The sequence below is a fragment of the Pseudoalteromonas sp. THAF3 genome (assembly GCF_009363775.1).
Taxonomy (GTDB): Bacteria; Pseudomonadota; Gammaproteobacteria; order Enterobacterales; family Alteromonadaceae; genus Pseudoalteromonas; species Pseudoalteromonas ruthenica.
On sequence record NZ_CP045418.1, the window covers coordinates 1,280,869 to 1,307,071 of the forward strand.

Sequence of the window (26,203 nt, forward strand, 5' to 3'; positions counted from 1 at the left end):
TCCCACGGCTGGGACGGTTGCCCGCATACGGGGCCTTTGTGCCCTCGTGCGTCCGTGCCCTTTTTTTAAGTCAATGGTCCCACTCGTGGGATTCAAAAACAGGAGAATTTAATAATGACTTATTCAAACCTTGAAGCAGTACAGGCAGAGTTAGAGAAACGCGGTCGCGACCTTGGGGCGCTCCGTTACGACACTCGCACAGAGAAAGCCACAGAGAAGGGGAGAGCCGACGAGACTTCCTTCGGTTCGGCTTTGGTTGCTCGCAACGTTGTGAACGTAAAGGAAGCCCTAGAGGAGGCCGTCCGTCCACCGAAGGGCCGTCCGCTGGCAGCCTTTAAGGCTATCGAGGGGCTAGACCTTGGCGTCGTGGCAATGGTGACGTTATCGACGGTCATAGGGAAGATCGCGAAGGCCACAAGCGCCGTGCGTCTCTCGGTCATGCTTGCCGATAACATTTTCCACGAGGTACGTAAGGCCGCGCTCGACGACGAGGGCCGTAAGCACTTAGCGAACCTCATTAAGAAGAACGGGGCACAGGGCCGCGACGCTCTCCGCACCTTGGACTATGCCCTCGAGGCTCACTCCGTGGACGTGCCCGAGTGGGACGAGGTCCAAAAGGTAACGATAGGGCGGGCGCTTATCGAGCTTGTTATCCAGCGCACCGACTTGATAGAGGCAACCGAGGGGGATGTCCCAGCGAACGCCAAGAAGGGCGCAAAGCCGCCCGAGGTAATTGTCGCTACTGCGAGCCTTAACGAGTGGATCGCGAACCACCGCGAAGACCTCCGCCTTATGAGTCCGGTTTATTTGCCTATGGTTGTTAAGCCTAGAGACTGGCACGCGGGGAACATTTATAACGGTTGCTACCTAACGAACGAGCAAGCCCCGGTCCCATTCGTCAAACGTAAGAAGAAAAAGCAGATGGACCGCTTACGCAATGAGAACCCCGAGACAGTCTTCGAGGCCGTTAACCTAATCCAATCTACTGCGTGGCGTATTCGTAAGCCTGTGTTGCGTCTCCTGCGCCGTATCGTGGACGAAAAGCTCGACCTAGGTATCGACGCGAAGTCATTCCCGCCAATGGTCGACGAGCCTCTCCCGGAGGGGGCCGACTGGAAAACTGAGAAGGACCACAAGAAGAAGCAAAGCGAGATCGAGAACTTGCGGACCTTGGCCCTTACGAACCTATCCACGGCGGAGGAGTTCGACGACTTCGATCGTTTCTACGTTCCTCACCACTTGGACACCCGGGGCCGAGTCTATCCGATCCCAGCGCTCAACCCTCAAGGCGCGGACTATATCAAGGGCCTATTAGAGTTTGCCGACGGGAAGCCGTTAGGAGAGGCCGGGATTTATTGGCTTAAAGTACACACAGCGAACCTTTTCGGCGTGGACAAGGTCCCATTCGAAGACCGTGTCGCGTGGGTGGATCAAAACTGGAACGACTTATTAGCCTCCGCAATGAACCCCACAGGGCATTTATTTTGGACTGAGGCCGATAAGCCGCTCCAAGCGTTTGCCGCCTGTGTGGAGCTTTTGGGCGTGTCTATGGAGGGGCCGGAGTATGTCTCCCGTATGCCGATCGCCCTTGATGGCTCATGCTCAGGACTGCAACACCTAGGAGCCGCTTTCCGCTGTGAAATTACAGGTAAGGCCGTGAACCTGATCGACGGGCCAAAGCCTAACGACATTTACCAAGACGTTGCCGACAAGGTGCAGGAAGCCCTAGAGGGTGAAACCGTGGAAGGTAACAAGGTCATAGCGCAGCAGTGGCTAGCATTCTGTAAGGGGAAGGTCTCGCGTAAAATCACTAAGCGTCCCGTTATGACGTTCCCCTATGGCTCCAAGGCCCCGGGCTTCACTCAGCAGTTAATGGACGACATTATCAAGAAGGAAGACCCGAAGACGCTCCCCTTTGACGAACCACGCGTCGCGGCCCAGTACCTCGCGAACCTGATCGAGAAGGCCGTCTCCGCGACCGTACTCAAAGCCGCCGAGGCTATGGAGTGGATGCAGTCCGCCGCCTCAACTATTGCCGCAGGGGGAACGGTTATCCAGTGGACGACGCCTCTCGGCTTCCCAGTGGTGCAAGAGTACCGCAAAGAGGCAAGCCGCCGCGTTGACTCTGTAGTCTTCGGGACGCGCCTCCGTTCGCGAGTGAACGAGGAGACCGACGACATAGACGCCCGTAAGATGGCCAACGCGATCAGCCCTAACGTCGTACACTCGTTAGACTCGTCTCACTTACTGTTAACTGTGGTACGGGCCGCAGAGGAGGGGATCGACCAGTTCGCCTTAATTCACGACAGTTTCGGGACCTATGCGGCAGACACTCCGAGATTCTTCTCTATTATCCGTGAGGCGTTCGTCGAAATGTACGAGGAGGACGTCTTCGACTACTTAGAGCGGGAGTTCCTGTCTCAGGTCGACGAGGCAGCCGCTAAGAAGAAGCGGAAGAAAATCCCAGCGTTACCGATTCGCGGCTCCTTGGAACTTGAGGCGGTGGAATCGTCGTCCTTTGCTTTTGCCTAGATGGTCCCACGCGTGGATCAGTCTCACAGGAGGGCCTAATTAGGTCCTCTTTTTTTTGTTTTCAGGAAAGGCCGGAAACCCAGTAAAGACGCGGCTTTGCGAATTGTCCCCCCACATAGGAGAAGTGACCCAAAGAAAACAGACTTAAAGATGTTCTTTAGGATGTTCTTTATGACTGTCTTTAAGACGTTCTTACTTATGTTCTTATTAACCTCTAAGAATGTCCTAAAGACCCTCTCCCTCGACATTCGTCTAGCCCAGTAACGACGGGGCCTCCCGAATTGTCCCCCCACATAGGAGAAGCAGCTCAACGCTTCCTAACACAATTTGAGAAAACCCGAGGACCAGCCGGAAGGACTCTCCACACCCCCTAGGAGTTCTCCCGGTTGGGCTTCCCTATGTCCGACAGGAACTAGCAAAATGACTAACCAATTCTTAATTAACTACGTCCGCGAGCAATTCGGCTTTCCTCCTCACTTAATTACACCGGAGATGGAACGAGCCGCAAAGGCCGCTTACGAAACCCAACAAGCCAGCAACGAGGAGACCTCACACAATGGCAAAAGCTAAGAACCCTAAATACACATCACCACGAGCGATCGCGTCTTACCCTTACCTTAATAAACCTGACGAGTTCAAAGGCGCTTGTCGTTTTAAAGCGGATCTAGTTATGGACCGTGACGTCGCCGCGCCTCTTATTGAGAAATGCGAGGATGCCCTAAAAGCCTTCGTCGAAAAGCACAACGAACAAGTTGCCGACGGCTCGAAGAAGGGCAAGAAGTTAAACCTTAAGAAAGCCCTAGCGACTGGTTTACCTTTCGACGAACACGAAGAAGACGAAGATAAAGTCGTCTTTAAGGTGAAGCAAAACGCGGTCGTTAATGGCGACAAAGTACGTCTAGTGTACTACGACGCGAAGGGGACCCGAATCAAGAAAGCCCCCATTATCCGTGGTGGTTCGACGATCAAAGTGTCGGGCACTATTCGCGGCTATGAAGGTTTTGGCGGTGGTGTAACCCTGTCTATTTCAGCGGTGCAGATTATCGACCTAAGCGAAGGTGGTGCAGACCTCGAGGACGGTTCCGCGTTTGGCTTCGAGGAGGAAGACGGCTTCGAGGCTGATGCATACGAGGAAGGCTTCGAGGAAGACGAGGACGGCAGCTTCGACGCTGACGACGCCCCGGACGACGAAGACGACGACGACGAGGACTTTTAAAATATGGGAGACCCTAAGAAATGGGTCTCGACAGGTCTTAAGCCGTTAAGCGCAAACAAAATGCACTTAGGAAGGAAGGTCGATTCGGCGGAGTACCGTCGCTATAAAAAACACTTAGTTGACACGCTCCCCGATCTCGACATTCCCGACGGCCCCCTCCGGGTCCGCCTTCTAGTCTGCTTCTCTAGCAAACTTGCGGACCTAGACAACGTTTTTAAGCCCTTCCTCGATACCCTACAAGCCCGCTATGGGTTCAACGATCGCCACGTCCATCGAATAGTCGCACAGAAGAAAATCGTCCCGAAAGGCAAGGAGACGATCCTCTTTTCTGTGGACGCTTGGGAGCCTACTCCCGAAGAATTACAGGAAATACAAAATGCACAAACCCCCGATTACTGTCCCGAGTGTGGACAACCTCAAGGGGCAACAGCGTGATGTAGCTTTAGCCCTTCTTTCCTTTGGCTACCTCAGCAAGGAATACGCCTTAAACAATCTCAAAGTCCGCGCTCTCCCTGAAATTATCCGCCGCCTACGTCTAAAAGGTTGGCCTATCGACACCCACGAAGCACAACCGACCCGCCTTTATACCTTACGCCGTGGCTTAGCTCACGACTGCGGTGTCATTGCGAGTGGCCTCTCGGTTGCCCTTAAGTTGCATCGCTTCGACGAAGCGCTCGTCGGTGCTGAGTCCCTCGTCCGGCGTCTCCGAGAGGCCCCGGAAGTTAAGCGAGGGCTAAACGCATGACCCACGGCAACCACGAGACCGACTCCGAGTTCGTGGGAAAGGAGCCATGTCCCGAGTGCGGATCTAAGGACAACTTAGGCCGCTACTCTGACGGTCACGGCTTTTGTTTTGGCTGTGAGTATTACGAACCCGCCGAGGGCGAAGAAGGCCACACAGCGAAAGCCGCAAAGCCTGACTTTAAGACTGTCCGGGGCGAGTTCCGTCCCCTCAAAAAGCGGGGCCTCAGTGCCGACACTTGTAAGTTTTGGGGCTATCACTCAGGCGTTACAGTATGGCACGCCAAGAAAGAGCGAGAGGTCCCCGCGCAGGTAATCGACATTCGAGACCGAGAGACCCGCCGTCTCATAGCCCAAAAGTACCGCACCAAAGATAAAGAGTTCCCGATCAAGGGCGACGTTTCTTCGCGTCCTCTCATTGGGGCGCACCTTTGGAGCGGGGGCCGTCGTTTAGTCATTACTGAGGGTGAAATCGACGCGATGACTATCTCCGAGTTACAGGGGAACAAGTGGCCCGTCGTATCGCTCTTTAATGGCGCACAGGCCGCAAAGAAGAACGTCCTCGCGAACCTTGACTATATCAAGCAATTCGGAGAGGTCGTCCTTTGCTTCGATATGGACGAGCCGGGCCAAGACGCCGCCAAGGAGTGCGCGGAGGTCCTGATGTCCATCGTTCCGACTAAGATCGTGCAGCTCCCCCTTAAGGACCCGAACGAGATGCACCTCGCGAACAGAGGCGAGGAGGTTATCCGGGCGATCTGGAATGCTACCGAGTACCGCCCCGACGGTCTTCTCGAAGTGGACGACCTTATCGACGCCGCTCTCGAGGAGATGGAGCCGGGTCTCCCTTGGATATTCGAGGGGATGAACAAATCGAGTAACGGTCGGCATTATGGCGAAGTCCATACGATAGGCGGCCCAACGGGCGGCGGTAAGACTGACTTTCTACTGCAACAAGCCGACTATGATGTCCGCACCTTAGACCAGAAAGTCGGGCTATTTCTCGTAGAGAACGACCCCGCCGAGGTACTCCAATACTTAGCGGGCAAGGCCGACGGTAAGTTCTACTATGAGCCAAACCACCCGCACCGAGAAGAACAGGACGCGATGCGCGAAGCTATGGGTCGTTACCGAGGCAAGATCTCAGTATACGACAACTTTGGGCTTTGCGACTGGGACCTCATAAAGGCGCGGATCTTATACCTCATTGCCCGAGGCTATCGCGTCTTTTATGTCGACCACCTAACGGCACTCGCCACAGGAGGCGACAAGGACGAAAAGGCCGAGCTAGAAACCATCATGGCGGACATTGCCGAGTTTGCTAAACGCCATAACGTCCTGTTTCACCTCGTCAGTCACTTAGCCACAGCCGAAGGGAAGTCCCACGAAGAAGGCGGACGCATCACGATCCGACACTTTAAAGGCTCCCGAGCTATCGGTTTTTGGTCTCATGCCATGTATGGACTCGAGAGGGACCAACAGGCCGAAGACGAAGACGAACGCGCCACGACGACTATCCGCCAGCTTAAACGCCGGAAGTTCGGTAAGGGCGTCGGCAAGATAACCCGCGCCAAGTATGACCCCGAGACGGGCCTTTCTAAAGAGGTCCACGACTCCCCATTCGAAGACGAAACCGAGGACGACGGCCCTCCGTGGAACGAGGACGAGCCGGAGTTCTAACCATTAACCAAATAGGAGAAGCCAGATGGCAAAAGTAACAAACACCACACCGATCCCCACAGAACACACCTTCGAGGTCTCCTTAACGGACCAAGAGATTAAGCGAAACACCGAAATAGCGGCGCGCCTTTACATGCACCGCCAAGAAATAGCGTCTCTTTTGGGCTTAGGTCGTTTCGATAAGAGCTTCGACGAGATGCTCGCGTTGGTGTTCGCATTGGACCCTAAAGACCCACTCGACGAGGTCGACGAGGTCGAAGATGACTTCTTATTCATGGTTGGAGCGGCGCGTCTATGATCGACGCGGGTAAGCTAAGGGTCGGAATCATCCGCCCAACACTCACGCAACTAAGCGATTCAACCGGGCGCTATATGGCAGGAAGGAACGTCGAAGACCTTCTCGTTATGATAGCAGCCCACGAGTCGCACTTCGGGAAGTATCGTCGCCAAGTGGGCGGCGGTCCGGCTCGGGGGATTTACCAGATAGAGATCCCCACGCACGACGACCTATTCGAGAATTACCTCGAGTTTAGGCCCGAGTATAAAGACGCCGTTCTCTCGTTCACAGGGAACGATCCTCGCCTTGACTGGCAGCTCGAGAATAACGACCGTTACGCGACAGCCGCCGCGCGTCTCCTTCTATGGAGAAAACCCGAAGCCATTCCAGCCCCCGCCGACTTTTCCAAGAGTCCCGATCCTTCCGGGGCTTACCTTCTCGCCCTTGCCGAGTATGCAAAAAAGCATTGGAACACCGAAGGCGGCGCGGCAACCCCGGAGAAGTACCTCGAAGACTATCTCCGCCTAACCTAGAGGAGAACCTCACCTATGGCCCGTTTCGCCTCAGACATTGAGACGGACGGCTTCCTCGACGTGTTAACCCGCGTCCACTGTATAGTAAATATCGACATTGACTCCGGCGAGTCCTACCGATACGCCCCCCACGGCGTCGCCAATACGCACGGTTTACCCCGTGACGGTGTCGAGCAGTTACGCACAGCGGACGAAGTAGCCTTCCACAATGGGATTAAGTTTGATGTCCCAGCTATAAAAAAAGTCTATGGAGTTGACCTCCGAGCAGACCTAGGAAGTAAGCTCCGGGACACGCTCGTCGAGACCCGTCTTATTTATTCAAACATTAAAGACCTAGACGCGAAGCATCGCAGCCGTTGGGGCTTACCCGGTAAGTTATTCGGGTCGCACAGCCTCAAGGCTTGGGGCTATCGCCTTGGTGTCCATAAGGACGACTTCGGCGAGACTACCGATTGGAAAACATTCAGCCCCGAGATGCTCGACTACTGCGAACAGGACGTCGTCGTCACTGTGGCTTTAGTTAAGAAACTCGACGCCAAGAAGTACAGCCGAAAAGCCATAGACCTAGAGCATAAGGTCCAGTGGTTGATGGCTAAGCAAGAGCGAAACGGCTTCTATTTCCACGAAGACAAAGCCGTCGAGCTTTACGCCAAGCTTAACGCCCAGCGCATTAAACTTGAGGGCGAGATCGTCGAGCGCTTCGGTGGTTGGTACGCCTTGAATCGTGCCTCGGCCTCCGACGCGATTAAGAGCAAAAAGGGTAAGACCTACCGCGTCAAAATACCAAAACGCACGGTTAACCCTAAGCCCGGTTCGAAAGTCCTTCCCACGACGAAAGGCGTCCCTTATACCCCCGTTAAGTGGATAGACTTCAACCCGACAAGCCGTCAACACATCGCCCGGGTCCTAAAGGCGCGAGGGTGGAAACCTAAAGCGTTCACCCCCTCGGGAGATCCACAGGTCGACGAGAGTGTCCTCTCGAAACTTCCTTATCCCGAAGCCAAAGTCCTAGCCCGCCTATTCATGTTGCAGAAACGTCTAGGCCAGCTAGGAGACGGCGCTCAGGCATGGCTAAAACAGTGCCGCAAGAATGAGCTAGGGATTTTTATCCATCACAGTGTAAACCCTTGCGGGACGGCAACCTTCCGGGCTAGTCATTCTTACCCCAACGTGGCCCAAGTGCCAAGCACAGGGGCGGAGTATGGCAAGGAATGCCGCGAGTTATTCGCTATTCCTCCCGGTTGGGTGCTTCTTGGTTCGGATGCCTCCGGCCTTGAGCTGCGCTGTCTCGGTCACTTCATGGCGAAATGGGATGGCGGGGAATACATAAAGGAAATTCTCGAAGGTGACATCCACACGGCAAACCAAAAGGCCGCAGGACTAGCCGAGCGTTCTCAAGCGAAAACCTTTATCTATGCGTTCCTATACGGAGCCGGAGACGTGAAGATCGGGAGCATTGTCGCCCCCACTAAGTCGACCAGCTACCAGCGCAAGATCGGTAAGGCGTTAAAAGAGAAGTTCCTTCGAAACATTCCCGCCCTAGGGAAGCTACAGGACGCCGTACAGAAGGCCGCTAAACGTGGCTATATCAAGGGCTTAGATGGTCGTAAGATTTACGTCCGATCGGCTCACTCGGCGCTTAACTTCCTGTTACAGAGTGCCGGGGCCTTGGTTTGTAAGCTTTGGATCGTCCTAGTGGAAGAAATGGCCCTAGAGGCCGGACTTCGCCACGGCTGGGACGGAGACTTCGCTTTTTGTGCTTGGGTGCATGACGAAGTCCAAGTCGCTTGTCGTAGCCGAGAAGTCGCCGAGAAGCTAGGCGCGATCTGTAAAGCCGCTATGACCAGAACCGAGGAGCTTTTCTCCTTCCGTTGTCCTCTCGACGCAGAGTTCGACATCGGCCTCTCATGGGCTGAAACCCACTAACCACCACAAGGCCCCGCTCGTCGGGGCTTTTCCATATCTGAAACATTAGGAGATCCTGCAATGGGACCTTATCGCATTATCTATGCTGATCCGCCTTGGAACTACAACGACAAACGCAAGGGCAACGGCGGAGCCGCTGACCATTACGGCACAACCAAAACGAGCGACCTCGCACAGATGGACGTCGCTTCATTAGCTGCGAAGGACTCGGTCCTCTTTATGTGGGCGACTTGGCCCTGTCTAAAAGACGCGTTCGAGTTGTTCGCCGCGTGGGGCTTCAAGTACAAGACTTGTGGCTTCAATTGGATCAAGACCTACCCGAAAAGCGTCGATAAGCTCGTCGTCGGTTTGGGACACCACACCCGAGGCAACTCCGAGATCTGTCTTATTGGCGTCCGAGGGAAGGGCGTCCCGCGCATTGATAAATCAATTCAACAGGTGCAAATCGCAGACGTTATTAACGCCTTGGACTTCCCCGAAGAAGACCTCCGCGAGCTACCGCAGACAGCTATACACCCACGAGGCGCACACTCTGCGAAACCTGTCTCGATCCGTGAGGAAATCGAAAAGCTTTACGGCATAACCGAGGAGAACTCCCACGAGTTCCCACGCTTGGAGATGTTCGCCCGATATACGGCCCCCGGTTGGGACGTCTTCGGTAATGAAGCCCCGGGAACTATCGAGATGCCTCTTAAGGATTGGCCCCCTCGACTACCAAAACCGAAGGAGTCCGCCGCGTGAAACTTCTAGCCCCTTACTTAGCGATCGCGGCTCTAGGGGTCCGCTTCCCCGAGATACCCGAGCCGCGCTTCTTGGCTAGTCCCACAACCTTATTCAACCCAAACCATAAGACCGGGGTCGCCGCTTCACGCCGTGCCGCCCGGAAGAACAAGAGAAAGAAACGATGAACCAGTTAACCGACCACAATTTCACCGAGGCATCTCTCCGCACGGAGGCCCCTCTCCAAGACACACAACTCGACCGCACGTCAATGCGACAACTCCACGCCGCGATCGGCATCGCGACCGAAGCGGGGGAGCTTTTGGACGCCTTCAAAAAGGCTTTTTTCTATGGGGAAGAACTAGACCGAGCAAACACCCTTGAGGAGGCGGGCGATCTCCTTTGGTACATCGCTTTGCTACTGGACGCTATGGAAAGCGACTTCGAGAGCGTCTCGGCGACTGTCATCGCGAAGCTCCGAGCGCGTTTCCCGAAGAAATTCGAGCAAGCACAAGCCGCTATTCGCGACTTAAAGGCCGAGCGAAAAATCCTAGAGGAGGGTGCAGCATGAACCTTAAACACACAATGACCAGCCGCGAGATCGCGGAGCTAACGGGGAAGCGTCACGCCAACGTAGTCCGAGACACCGAAGCTATGTTTAGCCAACTCAAAATTGAGGCGGCCGATTATTTAGACACTTACGCCGACGCTCAAGGTAAAACCCGCAAGCAATACCGCCTAGACCGCGACCTTACGATGACCCTTGTCACGAAGTACGACACGGCTCGCCGCTATGCCGTCGTTAGACGCTGGCGGGAACTTGAAGAACAAGAAGCCGGGCGCGAACTCAGCGAGGCTGAACTTATCGAGAAAATGGTCGACCTAGCGAAGAAGTATCGCGAAGAAGCCCACGACAAGACCTCTCGCATGTTGCTCCCGAAGAACATCGCCGCGAACCTATCCGACCGCCGAAAGGGCCGCGTTATTCACCCCGCAGACGTTAACGAAGCCCTTATCGCCCTTGGCTTTATGACCCGCTCGACCGATTACGTCGATGGCAAGAAGCGCTACTTCTACGACCTAACAGACCGAGGCCGAGAGTTTGGACGCGTGGGCAGCGCTACCAAGACGAACCGATCGTTAGAGTGGCGTGCGGGCGTGCTTCCTATTCTAGAGGAGTATTTCGATGCCCAAGCCTAAGAAACGCGTACTAATTCTAGACGGCGACCCTTACGGCTTTAAGGCCGCAGTTACTCACGAGGAGGCTATCGACTGGGGCGACTCAGTCTTTACGGCTCACGTCGACGTAAAAGCCGCCGCCAATAGCGCAGCCGATCAGATCGAGGAACTCGCGGAGCATTTAGACGCTGAGGTCGTCTTTTGTTGGGGTGGTCCCAATAAGAAGTATTTTCGCCACGACCTAGGGTCCTACAAGGCCGCCCGTAAGGTCTCCGTCCGTCCGATGTGTGTCCCACAGATTAAAGAGGACTTAGCGGAACGCTTCGAGTCTTACTGGTTCCCGGACCTAGAAGGCGACGACGTTATCGGCATCCTAATGACCGACCCGGACTTCTACCCGGGATACGAGAAGATCGCCGTCTCTATCGACAAGGACCTCAAGACGATCCCGGGCCTCTACCTGAACCCGGACAAAATGGACGAACCCGTCGAACGCTCCCCGGAGGAGTGCGAGATCTTCTTCCTGTCTCAGGCCATAGCAGGGGACATTACGGACGGTTACGCGGGCGCTCCGGGGTTCGGTATGGCAACCGCCGAGAAGTTACTCCGTAAGTGCGTGGTCCTTGAGCCGTACCTCCACACGCTCACACGCGGCCCTCGCAAAGGACAGACCGAGGAACGGACGCGAGAGGTCCCCGCCGATCGCCTTTGGGACGTGGTCGTCTCTTGCTACGAGTCGACAGGTCTCGACGAATCCGACGCCTTACTTAACGCCCGTATGGCCCGGATCTTAACGGCGGACCTATGGGACAAAGAGAACCAAAAGCCCATCTTATGGAGTCCCGAGCATGGCGCACTATGATTGCTCTTACTGTGGCGAGTTTGGCTGTCCCGGTGACTGTCCCGAGGGCCAAGCCGCGCTAAACCCTAAACCCAAGAACACAGCGGCCCCCGTCAAGTCAGACGGCGGGTCGTCCGCTTACTACACCCTAACCATTACCAACAAGAACGGCGAGACGTTCGAATGCGAGACCGGGGACATTATCCGGGCCTTAGTCGCGAACGACTTCTCGCTAGGAAACATCGTTAAGGCATGCCGCCGAGTCTCCGAGGCCCTCCAAGGCCGAGGGAAGGAAGGCGTCGATCCCGCTTACGACTTAAACAAAATCATCTATTTCGCCGAGGAGATAAAACATCATGCTATTCGTTAACAACATCACCAGCCTTTTAAATAAAGCCTCCGCTCTTTGTGAGAAGGCTATCACCGCAGCCAATAAGCAGATCGAAGCGGCTAACAATAAGACCGAGAAATTACAAGAGCAGATTCGTGAGCAAGGCTCCCTAATCGACAAAGCCAACAAAGATAAAGCCATTGCGGAAGCCCTTCGCGGTCAACTGACCACCTTCACAGAGGAGGCCGCGAAGAATGCCGAGTAAGAACGGTCTAACGGTTGAACTTATCGACAGCATGGGGGATGACCTTCGAGTCGCTAACGTGGCCCGGGTCTCCTTCAACAAATGGAAAACAGAGATGGACGAGAAAGACGTCCGCCTGATCGACTTCCTTGCCCGTCACGAACACACGTCACCATTCAGACACACCGCAGTAACGATCCGAGTTACCGCCCCGATATGGCTTGCCCGTCAACTTGGAAAGCACCAAGTCGGGATGTCTTGGAATGAAACCTCACGGCGTTACGTCGACACTGACCCGGAGTTCTTCACCCCCGCAGAATGGCGAAAGCGCCCGGACAAGTCGATTAAGCAGGGGAGCGGCGCACCGTTAGCCGGAGGCGCACTCTACGAGGTCGAACTCCTCCACAAGGTCAACGAGCAGACCGCCCGCAGAACTTACGAGAGGATGCTCGAACTCGGTGTCGCCCCGGAGTTAGCTCGCGGGGAACTGCCCCAAAATATGCTCACCTCGTGGGTATGGACCGGGTCCCTAACGTCCTTTTTCCACTGCTACCGCTTACGAGCCGAGGGGACAGCGCAACGAGAGGCCCAAGACTTCGCGGGCTTACTCGACGACATTATCTCCCCTTTATTCCCTCATTGTTGGCAAACCCTAAAGGATAATTAAGAACATGGCAGAAGGTAATATCCATACAAACGGCCCGATCCGATCAGGACGCAAGGGCGAAAACTCAGACGCTTACCGCGAAAACTACGAGCGTATCTTCGGCAAGCCCGGCGAAAAGAACCGTGAAGCCGAACAGCCTAAAAAGCGCAGCTTTACGATGCGTGTTAACGGGCAGGTCGTCTAGCCCGGCCTTTCCTCCTCCCTCCAAATTCCCCCCAATACAATAGGTTTTTGAATGACTTCCCAAGTTACAATCCTAAGCCGCTCCGAAGGCTGCCCAGTCTGTACGAGCGTTAAATCAGTATTTAAGGCCCTGGGCCTAGAGTACACCGAAATCGACGTCGACAAGGACGCCGAGAAGGCCTCGCAATACCTAGCTAAGGCCCGTAGCCGCTCCCTTCCGTTAATGTACGTCAACGGCGAGAACATCGCCTCGGGCGCTAAGTGTATCGAGGAGGCTCGGGCCTATGCGCGTTAATATTGACTATACACGAGACGCGCTTCTCACAGACCAAGCCCGCGAGCTAGTCGAGAAGTTCTACCTCCGCGACGGCGACGTCTCGCCACAAGACGCTTATGCTCGTATGGCCTGTTTCTATGCGAATGGCGACGAGTCCTTCGCGCAGCGTATTTACGACGCTATTTCCTTACAGTGGTTTATGGCGGCTAGCCCTGTGCTATCCAATGCCGTAGAACCGGGCGAACCTATGAAGGCCTTGCCGATCTCGTGCTTCCTCTCTTTCGTGGGAGACAACCTCGAGAGTCTCGTCGGTCATCAGAGTGAGCTAGCTTGGCTAACCCTCAAAGGCGGCGGCGTCGGTGGACACTGGGACAACATCCGAGCGGTTTCCAAAAAGGCCCCCGGTCCGATCCCATTCCTCAAGGTCGCCGACTCAGCCGTCACGGCATACAAGCAAGGACAAACCCGTAAAGGCGCTTATGCGGCTTATTTATCGGTGGATCATCCCGACGTGCTGGAGTTCCTCGAGATTCGAGTCCCAAGCGGCGGAGACATTAACCGAAAGTGTCTAAACCTACACAACGCGATAAACCTAACTAACTCTTTTATGGAGAAGGTCGCCAAGGACGAGACACACGTCTTCAAGTGCCCGCACTCAGGAGAGCCACGAGGCGAAATCCGAGCGCGTAAGCTTTGGGAGAAAATCCTCGAGGCCCGCTCACGCACTGGCGAGCCTTACCTTAACTTTATCGACACAGCTAACGAGGCGCTACACCCGGCACTTAAAGCAGCGGGCCTTAAGATATACGGTTCGAACCTGTGCAACGAGATCCACCTCCCAACGAACGAGGAACGTACAGCGGTTTGCTGTCTGTCTTCGCTTAACTTGGAGAAGTGGCCCGAGTGGCGTAGCACTGGTTTAGTCACCGACCTGATCCGCTTCTTGGATAACGTCCTCGAGAAGTTTATCGAACACGCCCCGGACGACATCGCAAAGGCTCGTTACTCTGCAATGCGTTCGCGTGACCTAGGCCTCGGTGCGATGGGCTTCCACGGCTTATTGCAGTCTATGGGCTTAGCCTTCGAGAGTGAGGCCGCAGCGAGTCTTAACCGTATGATCTTTGAGGACATAGCAAAAGAGGCCGCCGAGGCTTCCGAGAAGCTAGGCCAAGAACGAGGAGCCGCGCCGGACTTAGCCGAGCAGGGCTACACACGCCGAAACGCTCACCTTTTGGCAATTGCACCGAACGCTAACTCGTCAATGATTGCCGGAGCGTCCGCGTCTATCGAGCCGATTAAGTCTAATGCTTATGTGCATAACACTCGGGCAGGGTCACACACGATCCGAAACAAGCACCTAGTTAACGCACTTCGCGAGCATGGCCTCGACAACGCTAAGACGTGGCGCAGTATCGTGGCGAATGATGGCTCAGTGCAGCACCTCAAAGGCTTACCCGACGAGGTCAAAGCAGTGTTTAAAACGGCATTCGAGATAGATCAGTCTTGGGTCGTTCGTCACGCCGCTGACCGCCAAGCGCATATTTGCCAAGGCCAAAGCGTTAACCTTTTCTTTCCCGCCGGGAGTCCCCGGGCCTATGTGAACCGCGTCCACTTGGAAGCGTGGAAGCGTGGCCTTAAGGGCCTCTATTACTTCCGTACTGAGTCAGTCGCTAAGGCCGACAAAGTAGGGGAGCAGATCCAACGCGTCGCCCTCGGGGACGCTCAACCAACACAAGAGGAGTGCGTAGCATGTCAGGCTTAATGACCCCAACACTCTGTTATAAACCCTTTAAGTACCCTTGGGCTATGGAGATAGCCAACAAGCACGAGCAAATCCACTGGCACGAAGGCGAGGTCGATTTACAGGACGACGTTAACCAGTGGCACACCGGGGAGCTAGCCGCCCACGAGAAAAACCATATAACGCAGATCTTAAGGTTATTCACTCAGTCGGACACACAAGTCGGCGCTAACTATTGCGACTACTTTATCCCAGTGTTCCAGAATAACGAGATCCGCTGTATGTTGCTCGCCTTTGCGGCTCGTGAGGGCATCCATCAACGCGCCTATGCCTTGTTGAACGAGACTTTAGGTCTAGACGACGAGGAGTTCTCCGCGTTCCTCGACTACGAGGAGATGGCCAGCAAGGCGGCTTTTAGTGCTGAGAACTCAACCGAGACAGATCAGGACGTCGCCGAGGCCTTGGTCAAAACGGTGTTAAACGAGGGCCTTTGTCTATTTAGTGCCTTCGCTCAGTTGTTGACCTATAAGCGATCCGGGAAAATGCTCGGAATGTCCAAGGTCGTAGAGTGGAGCATTAAGGACGAGACCGAACACGTCCAAGGAATGACCCAACTATTCCGCACTTACGTTGCCGAACATCCCCACGTATTAACAGACGAGTTTAAGCGCAAGGCCTACGAAATGACCCGCCAAGCGGTCGAACTAGAGGACGCGTTTATCGATCTGTGTTACGAGCAGGGCCAGCCCCCGAAGCTGTCAAAGGACGAGCTTAAGGCATATATCCGTTATATAGCCGATCGCCGTCTTATTGGCCTAGGCTTTAAGGGCAACTACGGGGTAAAGGAAAACCCGTCGCCTTGGATCGAGGAATTACTCGGCGACCAGCTAACGAACTTTTTCGAACAGCGTGTCGCTGACTATTCGGTCGGTAATATGGCGGGCGAGTGGGAATATCCCGAAACTTTAGAGTTATTGGAGTTATAAAATGATTGACTCTTGCCTCCGTAGGGTTATAATAACCCCAAGTTAAACAGACAAACGGAGGAGGTTTGAAAAGCCATGAGTTAATCAAGAAGTTAGAGTCGGCAGGGTGGCGAGTAGTGAGACATAGGAAAAGCTCTCATTGTCAATTAAAACACCCTGATAAACCGAACTTAATAACGGTTCCACACCCACGAAAGGATTTAGGTAAGGGACTGTTACATAAGATACTCAAGGACGCGGGGCTTTAGTCCCGCTTTTCCGATGGCAGTCAAACCCCCAAGGCAGACGAAAGAGGCAATTATGTATATATACCCAGTAGCAATAGAGTTAGGCAACGAGGACACAGCCTTCGGCGTGGTCGTTCACGATCTACCCGGTTGTTATTCCGCAGGGGATAGCATGGACGAAGCCCTCGAGAACACCAAAGAGGCGATCGAGTTCCATCTCGAAGGTCTAGCGGAGCAGGGCGAATTACCCCCGGCCCCTAGTGACCTAAAAGACGTCGCCGCAATGGACGAGTATAAGGGATGGGTGCTTGGTTTCGTACAGATAGACGTCGAGCCGTTCCTCGGTAAGTCGTCAAAAATCAATGTGACCTTGCCGAACCTACTAACGAGGAAAATCGACGAGTTTGTCCTTACTCACCCCGAGTTTAAAAACCGCTCGAATTTCCTCCAGTTGGCAGCCCTAAATACCCTCGAAAAGGCCTAAAAAACCCTTAGCCCCCGAATTGCTGAAACCCAGTAACGACGGGGCCTCCCGAATTGTCCCCCCACATAGGAGAAAGAACACAAGCCGAAGTGTAACCTTTAAGACAGTCTTTAAGACAATCCCCTTGATAGTCCTTATGACCGTCTATAGGTTCGAGCTTCTTCCCCTTCGTCTTGTGGGAGAGTCTTCCCGCCTCAAAGGAGAACCATCCGAACGAGCCTCGGGAACCTCTCCGCTCACTAAACATTAACCAGCAACAAACCTTAAGGCCTCTTAATGACCCAAAGGACCGATAGCAATGTCCGAACATGGGGACCGACTCTCCTCGGTATCGTGTTCGCCATATTGCAAGGCTTTACGGTCTACTTTACGAAGAACGTCGAGACCAGCTTAACGAAACTCGAGAACAAGCTCGATCAGACGTGGGACATCACCATAGTGACCCAAGCCAAGATGGGAGCCTTGGAGTCCCAAAACGTAAAGCTAGAGAAAGAACAAGCCAAACTACAGACCGAAGTGCAGCGCGTCCGAGAGGAACTCCTCCGGCACGTCGCAGAGCACCCCTAAGACCAGCCCCGCGAGGGGCTTATCCCAACTATTCACCCTTATTGAATCTTAAGAAATACCCCCGGGCACTCCCGAGGTTTTTTATTCTCCTTCCCTCGTTAGGACACACGGCCCAGCGGCTCGGAGGTTTTTCCTCCTTGTTTCCCTCCGCTCCCGTCAAGCCTTCCCCCCTCCGTCCTCCCGGGGGTATCTCTTAAGATTTAACCAACAAGGAGTTAGCACCATGCGCTTACCAAACTTAATTAAACCAGTACGCGACATTCCGTCCCCTTGGGTACGTCGTTTAGTCCTCGCCTTTTGGGCCGTCCTCTTGCCGCCCTTATTGGTGGTTATGTCTATCCTAGCCACGCTTAAGGACCTAGGCTCAGCCCTCAAGACCTTAGCTTATTGGTACACGGACGACTTGCCGACAATGTGGGCTAAGGAGTGGACCCCGTGAGTATCTTTAAGACCCTATTCTCAGGGGGTGACATAGTAGACAAAGCCGCCGACGGTATCGACGCGACCTTCTACACGGACGAGGAGAAGTCCGCCCACTTTGCGACTCTCCTTAAGCTTTACGAACCCTTCAAGGTGGCCCAGCGTTTCCTTGCTGTCATCTTCTCGGTCCCTTATGCCGTTTTCTGGTTGGTTACAGCTATCGCCTCTTTTTGGCGTGACGTTACCCCCCAAGTGGAGCTACTGACTAACCCCGACGGCATAGCCCCGATCGTCCTAATGATAAACATTTTCTACTTTGGAGGCGGTGCGCTCGAGGGCGTCGTCCGTCGTTTCCGCACCAAGAAAGAACCCGAGTAATTCAACCATAGGAAATAAGCTCTATGTCACCTAATTTTGTTATAGGCGTGTGTTTCGTCCTAGCCGTCCTATTCTTCTTATACCTCACGATCTCACACCATCGACGGGTCGTTAAGACGCGCCGCTTTTATGCCGAACAGGCCGCCCAACGACGAGAGGCCCGAAAGAAGGCCCTTAAGTCCGTCCGAGAGGCCACTCGCGCCCCCTCACGGCCCGAAAGTACAGGACCGAAGGCTTCCCCTAGGCGGACCCCGAAAGCCTCGCATACGGGCACACACAGCCCGAGCTATACGCCCGCTTATATGGACTCGTCTTCGTCGTTCTCGTCGTTCTCGTCCTCTTGTTCTTCCTCCTCGTTCTCGTCCTCTGATAGCGGCGGTGGAGGCTGTTTCTAAAAGTACCCCCCGGGGGTCTCAATATGGAGTTATAGATGCTCAGCTTTAAAAGCAACGTAGATCCCCTTATGGACAAACTTAAGGAAGCCGGGGATCAAGTTCCCTATGCGACAAGCCTCGCTATAAACGATGTGGCTTACCAATCCCGGTTAGCCCTACAGTCTCACATGGCCCGCGTCCTAGATGCCCCCATCCCGTTCACCCTTCGCGGTGTTCGCTACGATAAAGCCTCTAAGCGCAACCTCCGTGCCCTTGTGTATCTAAGGGACGAAGTAGCTCGCTATATGGAAGCACAAATCGAAGGGGGCACTCGTGACGAGAAGGGCCTCGAGGTAGGCCTAAAAGCCTCCCGCTTATTCACCCGCAATAATATCCCCCGGGATACTTACTTTATCCCTACGAAGGCCTATCAGACAGGCCGAGGGGGCAACATCACCAAGGCCAAGGCCCGAAAGATACTCGAGGAGACCAAGCGTCCCGACGGTAAGTTCTTCATGTTCCAAGATGATAGGGACGAAAGGCCTCTCGTGTTTGAACGCATGAGGGGAGGGAAGGACCTTCGGCTCGCTCTTGTTGGTGTTGGTACGCCTAAGTACAGCAAGCGAGTGAAGTTCGAGGAGACAGTCGCCGAGACAGTCGAGAGGACATTCCGCAAGGCACTGGATAAGGCCCTAGATAAGGCGCTCCCAGCCTCGGATTAATAACCCGGCCCCCCCTTAAAATTACCCCCACCATACCCCCCACCCCCGGGGCCGCCTCCCTTGGGCACTCACTAGGTTAAACCTAATGAAGTCACCGAGGAGAGGCCCCGCGAATTACCCCCGAGCTAATCCCCACAGGCTAGCCCGTTACCTCCTGGGCGCTCGTGTGAATAACCACCACGAAACCCCCGGAGAGATGACCCCCGAGTCATTCCCCTAGGCCCCTCGTACAGCCACGCACAGCCACGCCTTAGCGCTCAACCTTTGAGGCAATGGCATTGCATAGGCAGCAGTAGGAGAGGCCAGCGGAGAGGACTACAGGGCGAGGACGACGGGTCCTTCCCAGCCGCTAGCCCGAGGGTAATTCGCACCCCGGTGTTTCAATTCTGCGAGGGATTTTAGGGCACTTTTATTTAATCAAGTGATACCACGGAGACCCATCAAATGATTGTCAACCGCGCACAGTTAGCGGAGATCCTAGGGATAAGCGGTCCCACTGTAGACGCCCGAGTCGAACGCGGGATGCCGATCAAAACTAAAGGCAAGAAAGGCCAACAAGCCGAGTTTGAGACGGCGGACGTCTTGGACTGGCACGTCAAGCACCGCATAACGAAAGAGAATCCCCGAGGCATATTCGCAGAGGATCAACACGACGACCCCGCCAAGAACTCAAACCGAGAGTTACAACGTCGGAAACTGCAAGCGGAAACCGAGTCCGCAGAGATAGACCTCGCCAAGAAAAAGGGCCTTGTCGTCCTGATCGAGGATGCAGTCGCAACGATAGCCGACGCGGTCGCGAACCTACGCGCCCAGCTCTTGAACCTACCGAGACGGACCGCTCCCCTAGTCGTGGGCGAGACGGACGTCGATGTCATAAAGGAAACCCTAGACCGTGAAGTTAATGAACTCCTTCAAGAGTTACATAACGAAGCTATTAGGGAAGCCGAAGCCCTTAGAACTAGCGATTAAAGTCGCCCTATCAAGGAACCTTAAGCCCCTCCCTAAGTTAACCGTCTCGGAATGGGCCGAGAAATACCGAATTATCTCAGCCGGGAACGCGGAGCCGGGTCGCTATCGAGTCGACCGCGCACCGTACCAACGCGAGCCGATGGACTGCGCCTCGGACCCTCGCGTCGAGCGTGTAACCCTAATGTGGGGCGCTCAGTTAGGCAAAACCGAGATAATTAACAATATTCTAGGCTACGGGATACACCAAAACCCGCGAAGCCAGATGATGATGCACCCCACGCAGGGGGACTTATCGACTTGGCTCGAGACAAAGCTAAACCCGTTATTAACTGATACACCCGAGATCGAGGAACTTGTCGCCAAGCCCCGAGGACGCGACGGAGTGAATAACTCCCGCATGAAGTCCTATCCGGGCGGCTTCTTAATGTTCGCTTGGTCCGGCTCACCAAATACCATGCGGGGGCGATCTGCCCCTGTAATCTTGACCGACGAGGTCGACGGCTACGAGACGACGCCCGAAGGGGACCCGATAAACCTACTTTGGCAACGGGCCGCGACCTTCGGCGATCAGCGTCTTCTAGTTGTAACCTCCACGCCGACCGTTAAGGGGGCCTCACGGGTCGAAGACTCGTTCCTCCAAGGCGATCAGCGTTATTTTTACCTCCCTTGTCCTCACTGTGGCGAAGAACAGCGTCTCGACTGGGGCCAAGTGACGTGGCAGAAAGACGAGAACGGCGAACACCTTCCCGAAACTGCGACTTATGCCTGTAAACATTGCGGCGGTTGTATCGACGACGGTCATAAGCCCGCGATGCTGCGCCGGGGCCGCTGGATAGCCTCGAAGCCATTCCGAGGACACGCCTCCTTCCACCTATCGGAGCTATATTCCCCGTTCCGTAAATGGCGCGACATTGTCCGAAGCTTCCTCGAGAAGAAAGCCTCCAACGACTTGCAATCCTTCGTCAACGTTTCCCTTGCGGAGACTTGGGAAGAAGAAGGCGAGGGCGTCGACGCGTCCCCTCTTATGGCTCGTCGTGAGTTCTACCCGACTAAGGTCCCGAAGGACGCGCTCCTTCTAACCGCAGGGATCGACGTGCAGGACGACCGACTCGAGGCGACCGTCTACGGATGGGGCTTCGAGGGCGAATCGTGGGTCGTAGAGCATCGAGTTTTCGAGGGCGACCCGGGACGTTCCGAATTATGGAAGCGTCTCGACGAGTACCTCCTAACAGCGTTCGAGCATGAATCGGGCAATTACCTAAAGATTGCCGCCGCTGCGATAGACACCGGGGGCCACTACACGGACGCCGTTTATAAGTTCGTTAAGCCTCGCGCTTTCCGCAATATCTACGCGATCAAGGGTTCGAGTAACAAGTCGGCCCCTATAGTCTCGCGACCTTCAACAAGCAACAAGGCGAAAATTAAGCTCTATTCGATTGGCGTTTCTACCGCTAAAGAGTTGATCTTCTCCCGTTTACGCATCGACAAGACAGGCCCCGGCTTTGTTCACTTCCCACGGGAGGCCCCTCTTATTGACGAGGAGTTCTTCGAACAGTTAACAGCCGAGAAGCGTGTCACGAAGTACGTTAAGGGTTTCGCCGTTCACGAGTTCGTTAAGACCCGTCCGCGAAACGAGGCCCTAGACTGCTTTGTCTATGCCTTGGCAGCTTACGAGATCCTTAACCCGAACCTTAGAGCCGTTTTCCACAGGCTCAACCCTAAGCCGGACCCAGTGCCGGACCCCACCGAGGAGGACAGTCTCACGCCCTCCGACATTCAAACCCACAGGAAGCGCCGACGGTCCGCCGTTCGACCCGCTTCCCGACCAGCTAGACGAGGACCCCGCAGATGGTAGCAAATACCGCACCCAAACGGCTAAACGCCGGAGACTCCGCCTCGTGGGTCGTAGCCGTCCCGGGGCATCCTGCCTCGGACGGTTGGTCGTTTAAGTATTCCCTTACGAATGCGTCCCACGTTCACACCCTGACGGCGACAGCCCTAGGGGACGACTACTCGATCCGCTTAGGGTCGTCTGAGTCTGCGAGTTTTACTCCGGGCCTGTACACCTTGATCGGGTATGCCGAGCGCAACGACGAGCGCGTCCAAGTGTCCAGCCAACGCCTCGAGATTCTCCCGAACCTCACGGAGGCTCACGACCGACGCTCTCAGGCTGAACGCACACTAAGCGCAATCCGGGACCTTCTCGAAGGGAAAGCGACAGACGATCAGCAAATGATCCAGTACGCAGGACGGACCCTCTCTCGCTACACGTTCGAGCAACTACTCGCTATTGAGTCACGTCTCGCCCGTCAAGTAGCCCGGGAGAAGGCCCGTAAGGCTGGCAGCAAAGGAATCATAGGAGCAGTTTTCCGATGAGAATCCCCTTTATAGGCCGCCGCAAGGCCCCCGAAACGAAGTCCACCCCGAAGACCCCTCCGAAACCCTTACCCCGTGCCATTAAAGCGAATCGCGGGGCGTGGGGAGGCGCTGAGTCCTCTCGTCTTGTGGCCTCTTGGTTCACCCAAGGGACGCCAATTAACCAAGAAATCGAGCGGGACTTAACAGCCTTACGGACGCGGTCTCGGGACCTAGCCAAGAACTCGGATTATATCCGCCGTTTCTTTCAAATGGCTAAATCCAACGTCGTAGGCCCGACAGGCTTTAAAATGACGTCACAAGTCACCCGATCGAGTGGTAAACCCGACGACCCGGCCCGCCATGCAATTGAGCAGGGATGGAAGGAGTTTTCGGCGAAAGGTGTTCCATGCGCCCAAGACCGCTTGAGCCTTTGGGACATTCAGAACGTCGCGACCGAGTCGCTCTTCCGAGACGGCGAGATAATTCTCTTGCAATACACGGGCAGCGACGAGAATAAGTTCGGCCTGTCCTTTAAGTTCGTCGACCCGCAGTCCTTGGACGTCAACCATAAAGGCGACCACGGAGGCAACCCCGTGAAAATGGGGATCGAGACGGACAGCCGGGGCCGTGTCATTGCGTACCACTTCAAGAGTACAGACACCACCCATAAGGCGTACTACGAGACGGGCGGCAAAGGCGCGATTCGTGTCGCCGCTAAGCACGTTATACACCGTTTCCTTATCGAATACGCCGACCAGATCCGAGGCGTTCCTCACTTAGCCGCCGCTATGTTCCGCCTAAAAATGCTCGACGAGTACGAGTCCGCCGAATTGGTAGCCTCACGGCTTGCCGCTTCGACAATGGGCTTCATTGAGCGAGGCGAGGATGGCGGGTCGTTCGAAGGTGTTAACGCCGTCGGCGACTACGAGGAAGACTTCGACGAATACCCCGAAGAACCTCAGATCGAGGCCGAGTCGGGCGCATTCCACTACATCGAGAATGGCGCCAAGGTCCACCAATGGAGCGGCGACCATGCGCCCACGGCTTACGGTCCTTTTGTTAAGGGCATTCTCCGGGGCATCGCCTCAAGTCTTGGCGTCTCTTACAACTCCCTAGCGAACGACCTCGAAGGTGTTAACTATTCGAGTATTCGACAGGCAGTTCTAGAGGACCGCGACTTTTGGAAAGCCGTCCAAAACTGGATGATTGAGAATATCCTCGACGAAATCTTCGATCGTTGGCTTGAAGCCTCTCTCCTTCGTGACGTCTTGGTCATGCCTTCAGGAAAAACCCTTAACAGTGCCCACATTGACCGCTATCGCGCTCGTGCCTTTGCGGGTCGCCGTTGGCAGTGGGTCGACCCCTTGAAGGACATCTCGGCGCACGAAAAAGCCCTCACTCTCAAGATCCGATCGCGTTCCTCAATTATCCGCGAGCAGGGCGACGACCCGGCGGACGTATGGCGCGAGATCGCCGAGGAGGAGGAGCTTCTCAAGTCTCTAGGCATTACGACCGAACCACAGGAACCCCCCAACAATGAACAAACCAACACCGACGGAGAAACAGACCCGGACAATTAACGAGTTTAAAGGCTCCGAACAGGTCCGCGACCCTCGCGAGGACAAAGGTTATTTAAAGCTTCTAACCGAGGCGAACCGATCCTTAGAAATCGACGAGGAGAAGCGGACCGTCGAGCTAGCCTTCTCAAGTGAAACCCCTTATGAGCGATGGTTCGGAGACGAGATTCTCGACCATAAAGACGGCTCTATCGACTTTTCTCGGCTACGCTCCGGCGGCGCTGTCTTGATGGATCATAACTGGACCGATCAGGTCGGCGTCGTCGAGTCCGTTCGCATTGACGCGGACGGCGTGGCCCGTGCAATTGTGCGTTTTAGCCGTTCCCAGCGAGGTCAAGAGGTCTTTAACGACATCATCGACGGCATTCGGACAAATATCTCTGTGGGCTATTTCGTCCACGAGATGCAGCTCGAAAAGCAGGGCGAGGACAAAGACTCCTACCGCGTCACTAAATGGGAACCGTTCGAAATCTCTATCGTGTCAGTTCCCGCAGACCCAACAGTCGGGATCGGTCGCTCAGCGCAGCGAACAGACCCACCGACCCCCGACACCGCCGAAGAAGGTAACGAGCCGGAAAGCTCCGATCCTGAAAACCCGACCGAAGAAGGCAGCGAGCCGACCGACGTCGCTCCCACCGACGAGCCGGAAGGCTCCGAACCTCAAACCCCAAAAGACGAGCCTTCAAGCTCGGATTCTTCTCAAACTACTACAGGACAAAAAACCGTTATGACTACTCAAACAACTCAAACCACTAACGACGCAGTACAAGCAGAGCGCACCCGAGTGGCTGAACTAACCGCAATCGGTGATAAATTCGGCGCTCACGAGTTGGCGCGTCAAGCTATCGCTAATGGCGACAGTGTGGCGGACCTAAACACTAAGATCTTAGAGTCTCGCGGTTTTGAAGCAAAGCCAGCCGAAGGCACGACCGATCTAGGCATGGACGACCAAGACAAAGACCGTTTTAGTTTCGCTCGTTTGATTAACGCACAGGCGAACCCTAACGACTCAGCCGCGCAGAAAGCCGCAGCGTTCGAGCTAGACGTATGCGCCCAAGCTGCCCGCAAGGCTAACAAAGAAGTCAAAGGCGTCCTTATTCCGCAGGAAGTCCTATCGCATCAACGTGCCCACTCAGCAGGCAGCCCGGCGGACGGTGGTAACTTGGTGGCGACCGACCTAATGAGCGGTTCGTTTATCGACTTACTACAGAACAAGCTAGCTATCATGGGCGCGGGCGCAACCATGTTAACAGGCCTAGAAGGTAACATCGCTATTCCACGTCAAACAGGCGGCGCGGCTGCTTTCTGGTTAGCTGAAAACGGCGAACCTTCGGAAACCTCAGCGACTTTCGATCAGATCGCCCTTACGCCTAAGACCGTGGGCGCATATACCGAGCTATCACGTAAACTGATGCAGCAATCGAGCCTTAACATTGAGCAATTCGTACAAAACGAGTTAATCCGCGTGTTGGCCCTTGAGATTGACCGCGCAGCGCTGAACGGCTCAGGTCTAAATAACCAGCCTAAAGGCCTTCTAAATATGGACGGTATCGGCTCAGTTGTAGGCGGTGACAATGGCGCGGCTCCGCTGTGGAAACACGTCGTTGACCTAGAGACAGCGATCGCCGACGAAAACGCCGACATCGGTACATTACGCTACCTGACGAATGCACGAGTGCGCGGCAAGCTTAAGCAAACCGAGATTACGGCGAACTCAGGTCGCTTTATCTACGGCGCAGACAACAGCATGAACGGCTACCCGGTTACAGTATCGAACCAAGTACCTAAGAACGGCGTTAAGGGCACAGGTACAGACCTAAGCTCGCTTATCTTCGGCAACTTCGCCGACCTAATTATCGGTATGTGGGGCGGCCTAGATCTACAGGTTAACCCATACAGCCTAGACAAGAAGGGCGCAGTCCGTGTTACGGCGTTCCAAGACGTCGACACTGTAGTCCGTCACCCGGAAAGCTTCGCAGCAATGAAGGACGTTAAGACTAGCTAATAGTTCACTCCTCGTGGGGGCCTTCGGGCCTCCTTATCCCTCCTATTA

Annotated in this window: 27 protein-coding genes; all 27 read left to right on the forward strand. The window is 54.9% G+C overall.

What is annotated here, in order from left to right; translation table 11 throughout:
- Positions 1-114 precede the first annotated feature (114 nt).
- The 27 genes from FIU82_RS05860 (at position 115) to FIU82_RS05990 (ending at position 26,155) form a co-directional block, all read left to right on the forward strand.
- Positions 115-2,532: a DNA-directed RNA polymerase gene (locus FIU82_RS05860; protein WP_152440561.1), complete on the forward strand. Its 2,418-nt coding sequence runs from the start codon at positions 115-117 to the stop codon at positions 2,530-2,532.
- A 420-nt stretch (positions 2,533-2,952) separates the two neighbouring features.
- A complete protein-coding gene (locus FIU82_RS18630) occupies positions 2,953-3,102 on the forward strand; it encodes a hypothetical protein (protein WP_172972708.1) in 150 nt (49 codons plus the stop codon).
- Positions 3,089-3,748, forward strand: a complete 660-nt coding sequence (locus FIU82_RS05865; protein ID WP_367648273.1) for a hypothetical protein — start codon at positions 3,089-3,091, stop codon at positions 3,746-3,748. The genes FIU82_RS18630 and FIU82_RS05865 overlap by 14 nt, the downstream gene beginning before the upstream one ends.
- Before the next feature lie 741 nt (positions 3,749-4,489).
- Positions 4,490-6,169 carry a toprim domain-containing protein gene (locus FIU82_RS05875; protein WP_152440564.1) on the forward strand — a complete coding sequence of 560 codons (1,680 nt, stop codon included), beginning with the start codon at positions 4,490-4,492 and terminating at the stop codon, positions 6,167-6,169.
- A 25-nt stretch (positions 6,170-6,194) separates the two neighbouring features.
- Positions 6,195-6,467 (forward strand): hypothetical protein, encoded by a 273-nt coding sequence (locus tag FIU82_RS05880; RefSeq protein WP_152440565.1) that lies wholly within the window; start codon positions 6,195-6,197, stop codon positions 6,465-6,467.
- Positions 6,464-6,979, forward strand: coding sequence for a hypothetical protein (locus FIU82_RS05885; RefSeq protein ID WP_152440566.1), 516 nt, complete (start codon positions 6,464-6,466; stop codon positions 6,977-6,979). Before FIU82_RS05880 ends, FIU82_RS05885 begins: the two co-directional genes overlap by 4 nt.
- Positions 6,980-6,994: 15 nt before the next feature.
- Complete coding sequence (locus FIU82_RS05890) at positions 6,995-8,905, forward strand: DNA polymerase (RefSeq protein WP_152440567.1); 1,911 nt, start codon at positions 6,995-6,997, stop codon at positions 8,903-8,905.
- Between the two features lie 60 nt (positions 8,906-8,965).
- On the forward strand, positions 8,966-9,646 hold the full coding sequence (locus FIU82_RS05895; RefSeq protein WP_152440568.1) for an MT-A70 family methyltransferase: 681 nt from the start codon (positions 8,966-8,968) through the stop codon (positions 9,644-9,646).
- A gap of 163 nt (positions 9,647-9,809) precedes the next feature.
- A complete protein-coding gene (locus FIU82_RS05900) occupies positions 9,810-10,196 on the forward strand; it encodes a MazG nucleotide pyrophosphohydrolase domain-containing protein (protein ID WP_152440569.1) in 387 nt (128 codons plus the stop codon).
- The gene (locus FIU82_RS05905; RefSeq protein WP_152440570.1) at positions 10,193-10,825 is read left to right on the forward strand and encodes a Rha family transcriptional regulator; all 633 of its coding nucleotides are present in this window, start codon (positions 10,193-10,195) and stop codon (positions 10,823-10,825) included. Before FIU82_RS05900 ends, FIU82_RS05905 begins: the two co-directional genes overlap by 4 nt.
- Entirely contained in the window at positions 10,812-11,666 is an 855-nt protein-coding gene (locus FIU82_RS05910) for an exonuclease (RefSeq protein ID WP_152440571.1), read from the forward strand. The genes FIU82_RS05905 and FIU82_RS05910 overlap by 14 nt, the downstream gene beginning before the upstream one ends.
- Positions 11,653-12,015 carry a hypothetical protein gene (locus tag FIU82_RS05915; protein WP_152440572.1) on the forward strand — a complete coding sequence of 121 codons (363 nt, stop codon included), beginning with the start codon at positions 11,653-11,655 and terminating at the stop codon, positions 12,013-12,015. Before FIU82_RS05910 ends, FIU82_RS05915 begins: the two co-directional genes overlap by 14 nt.
- On the forward strand, positions 12,002-12,241 hold the full coding sequence (locus FIU82_RS05920; protein WP_152440573.1) for a hypothetical protein: 240 nt from the start codon (positions 12,002-12,004) through the stop codon (positions 12,239-12,241). Before FIU82_RS05915 ends, FIU82_RS05920 begins: the two co-directional genes overlap by 14 nt.
- A gap of 31 nt (positions 12,242-12,272) precedes the next feature.
- A complete protein-coding gene (gene thyX, locus FIU82_RS18815; protein WP_367648277.1) occupies positions 12,273-12,887 on the forward strand; it encodes an FAD-dependent thymidylate synthase in 615 nt (204 codons plus the stop codon).
- Between the two features lie 4 nt (positions 12,888-12,891).
- Positions 12,892-13,071, forward strand: coding sequence for a hypothetical protein (locus tag FIU82_RS05930; protein WP_152440575.1), 180 nt, complete (start codon positions 12,892-12,894; stop codon positions 13,069-13,071).
- 51 nt (positions 13,072-13,122) lie between these two features.
- Positions 13,123-13,365, forward strand: coding sequence for a glutaredoxin family protein (locus FIU82_RS05935; RefSeq protein ID WP_152440576.1), 243 nt, complete (start codon positions 13,123-13,125; stop codon positions 13,363-13,365).
- Positions 13,355-15,109 carry a ribonucleoside-diphosphate reductase subunit alpha gene (locus tag FIU82_RS05940; protein ID WP_152440577.1) on the forward strand — a complete coding sequence of 585 codons (1,755 nt, stop codon included), beginning with the start codon at positions 13,355-13,357 and terminating at the stop codon, positions 15,107-15,109. The genes FIU82_RS05935 and FIU82_RS05940 overlap by 11 nt, the downstream gene beginning before the upstream one ends.
- Entirely contained in the window at positions 15,097-16,074 is a 978-nt protein-coding gene (locus tag FIU82_RS05945) for a ribonucleotide-diphosphate reductase subunit beta (protein WP_152440578.1), read from the forward strand. The genes FIU82_RS05940 and FIU82_RS05945 overlap by 13 nt, the downstream gene beginning before the upstream one ends.
- Positions 16,075-16,190: 116 nt before the next feature.
- A complete protein-coding gene (locus FIU82_RS05950; protein WP_253946349.1) occupies positions 16,191-16,322 on the forward strand; it encodes a type II toxin-antitoxin system HicA family toxin in 132 nt (43 codons plus the stop codon).
- Between the two features lie 52 nt (positions 16,323-16,374).
- The gene (locus FIU82_RS05955) at positions 16,375-16,785 is read left to right on the forward strand and encodes a type II toxin-antitoxin system HicB family antitoxin (protein WP_152440580.1); all 411 of its coding nucleotides are present in this window, start codon (positions 16,375-16,377) and stop codon (positions 16,783-16,785) included.
- A 790-nt stretch (positions 16,786-17,575) separates the two neighbouring features.
- Entirely contained in the window at positions 17,576-17,791 is a 216-nt protein-coding gene (locus FIU82_RS05960; protein ID WP_152440581.1) for a hypothetical protein, read from the forward strand.
- A complete protein-coding gene (locus FIU82_RS05965) occupies positions 17,788-18,150 on the forward strand; it encodes a hypothetical protein (RefSeq protein WP_152440582.1) in 363 nt (120 codons plus the stop codon). The genes FIU82_RS05960 and FIU82_RS05965 overlap by 4 nt, the downstream gene beginning before the upstream one ends.
- A 430-nt stretch (positions 18,151-18,580) precedes the next feature.
- The gene (locus tag FIU82_RS05970) at positions 18,581-19,246 is read left to right on the forward strand and encodes a hypothetical protein (protein WP_152440583.1); all 666 of its coding nucleotides are present in this window, start codon (positions 18,581-18,583) and stop codon (positions 19,244-19,246) included.
- Between the two features lie 444 nt (positions 19,247-19,690).
- Positions 19,691-20,215, forward strand: a complete 525-nt coding sequence (locus tag FIU82_RS05975; RefSeq protein WP_152440584.1) for a terminase small subunit — start codon at positions 19,691-19,693, stop codon at positions 20,213-20,215.
- Complete coding sequence (locus FIU82_RS05980; RefSeq protein ID WP_253946358.1) at positions 20,148-22,070, forward strand: phage terminase large subunit family protein; 1,923 nt, start codon at positions 20,148-20,150, stop codon at positions 22,068-22,070. Before FIU82_RS05975 ends, FIU82_RS05980 begins: the two co-directional genes overlap by 68 nt.
- A gap of 517 nt (positions 22,071-22,587) precedes the next feature.
- The gene (locus FIU82_RS05985; RefSeq protein ID WP_152440586.1) at positions 22,588-24,153 is read left to right on the forward strand and encodes a phage portal protein; all 1,566 of its coding nucleotides are present in this window, start codon (positions 22,588-22,590) and stop codon (positions 24,151-24,153) included.
- Positions 24,154-24,379: 226 nt separating this feature from the next.
- Positions 24,380-26,155, forward strand: coding sequence for a phage major capsid protein (locus FIU82_RS05990; protein ID WP_172972710.1), 1,776 nt, complete (start codon positions 24,380-24,382; stop codon positions 26,153-26,155).
- Positions 26,156-26,203 lie beyond the last annotated feature (48 nt).

Bases quoted from the DNA above. Each gene is read 5' to 3' on its own strand.
- FIU82_RS05860 (WP_152440561.1), top strand. From the start codon at position 115: ATGACTTATTCAAACCTTGAAGCAGTACAGGCAGAGTTAGAGAAACGC.
- FIU82_RS18630 (WP_172972708.1), top strand. From the start codon at position 2,953: ATGACTAACCAATTCTTAATTAACTACGTCCGCGAGCAATTCGGCTTT.
- FIU82_RS05865 (WP_367648273.1), top strand. From the start codon at position 3,089: ATGGCAAAAGCTAAGAACCCTAAATACACATCACCACGAGCGATCGCG.
- FIU82_RS05875 (WP_152440564.1), top strand. From the start codon at position 4,490: ATGACCCACGGCAACCACGAGACCGACTCCGAGTTCGTGGGAAAGGAG.
- FIU82_RS05880 (WP_152440565.1), top strand. From the start codon at position 6,195: ATGGCAAAAGTAACAAACACCACACCGATCCCCACAGAACACACCTTC.
- FIU82_RS05885 (WP_152440566.1), top strand. From the start codon at position 6,464: ATGATCGACGCGGGTAAGCTAAGGGTCGGAATCATCCGCCCAACACTC.
- FIU82_RS05890 (WP_152440567.1), top strand. From the start codon at position 6,995: ATGGCCCGTTTCGCCTCAGACATTGAGACGGACGGCTTCCTCGACGTG.
- FIU82_RS05895 (WP_152440568.1), top strand. From the start codon at position 8,966: ATGGGACCTTATCGCATTATCTATGCTGATCCGCCTTGGAACTACAAC.
- FIU82_RS05900 (WP_152440569.1), top strand. From the start codon at position 9,810: ATGAACCAGTTAACCGACCACAATTTCACCGAGGCATCTCTCCGCACG.
- FIU82_RS05905 (WP_152440570.1), top strand. From the start codon at position 10,193: ATGAACCTTAAACACACAATGACCAGCCGCGAGATCGCGGAGCTAACG.
- FIU82_RS05910 (WP_152440571.1), top strand. From the start codon at position 10,812: ATGCCCAAGCCTAAGAAACGCGTACTAATTCTAGACGGCGACCCTTAC.
- FIU82_RS05915 (WP_152440572.1), top strand. From the start codon at position 11,653: ATGGCGCACTATGATTGCTCTTACTGTGGCGAGTTTGGCTGTCCCGGT.
- FIU82_RS05920 (WP_152440573.1), top strand. From the start codon at position 12,002: ATGCTATTCGTTAACAACATCACCAGCCTTTTAAATAAAGCCTCCGCT.
- thyX (WP_367648277.1), top strand. From the start codon at position 12,273: ATGGGGGATGACCTTCGAGTCGCTAACGTGGCCCGGGTCTCCTTCAAC.
- FIU82_RS05930 (WP_152440575.1), top strand. From the start codon at position 12,892: ATGGCAGAAGGTAATATCCATACAAACGGCCCGATCCGATCAGGACGC.
- FIU82_RS05935 (WP_152440576.1), top strand. From the start codon at position 13,123: ATGACTTCCCAAGTTACAATCCTAAGCCGCTCCGAAGGCTGCCCAGTC.
- FIU82_RS05940 (WP_152440577.1), top strand. From the start codon at position 13,355: ATGCGCGTTAATATTGACTATACACGAGACGCGCTTCTCACAGACCAA.
- FIU82_RS05945 (WP_152440578.1), top strand. From the start codon at position 15,097: ATGTCAGGCTTAATGACCCCAACACTCTGTTATAAACCCTTTAAGTAC.
- FIU82_RS05955 (WP_152440580.1), top strand. From the start codon at position 16,375: ATGTATATATACCCAGTAGCAATAGAGTTAGGCAACGAGGACACAGCC.
- FIU82_RS05960 (WP_152440581.1), top strand. From the start codon at position 17,576: ATGCGCTTACCAAACTTAATTAAACCAGTACGCGACATTCCGTCCCCT.
- FIU82_RS05970 (WP_152440583.1), top strand. From the start codon at position 18,581: ATGCTCAGCTTTAAAAGCAACGTAGATCCCCTTATGGACAAACTTAAG.
- FIU82_RS05975 (WP_152440584.1), top strand. From the start codon at position 19,691: ATGATTGTCAACCGCGCACAGTTAGCGGAGATCCTAGGGATAAGCGGT.
- FIU82_RS05980 (WP_253946358.1), top strand. From the start codon at position 20,148: ATGAACTCCTTCAAGAGTTACATAACGAAGCTATTAGGGAAGCCGAAG.
- FIU82_RS05985 (WP_152440586.1), top strand. From the start codon at position 22,588: ATGAGAATCCCCTTTATAGGCCGCCGCAAGGCCCCCGAAACGAAGTCC.
- FIU82_RS05990 (WP_172972710.1), top strand. From the start codon at position 24,380: ATGGATCATAACTGGACCGATCAGGTCGGCGTCGTCGAGTCCGTTCGC.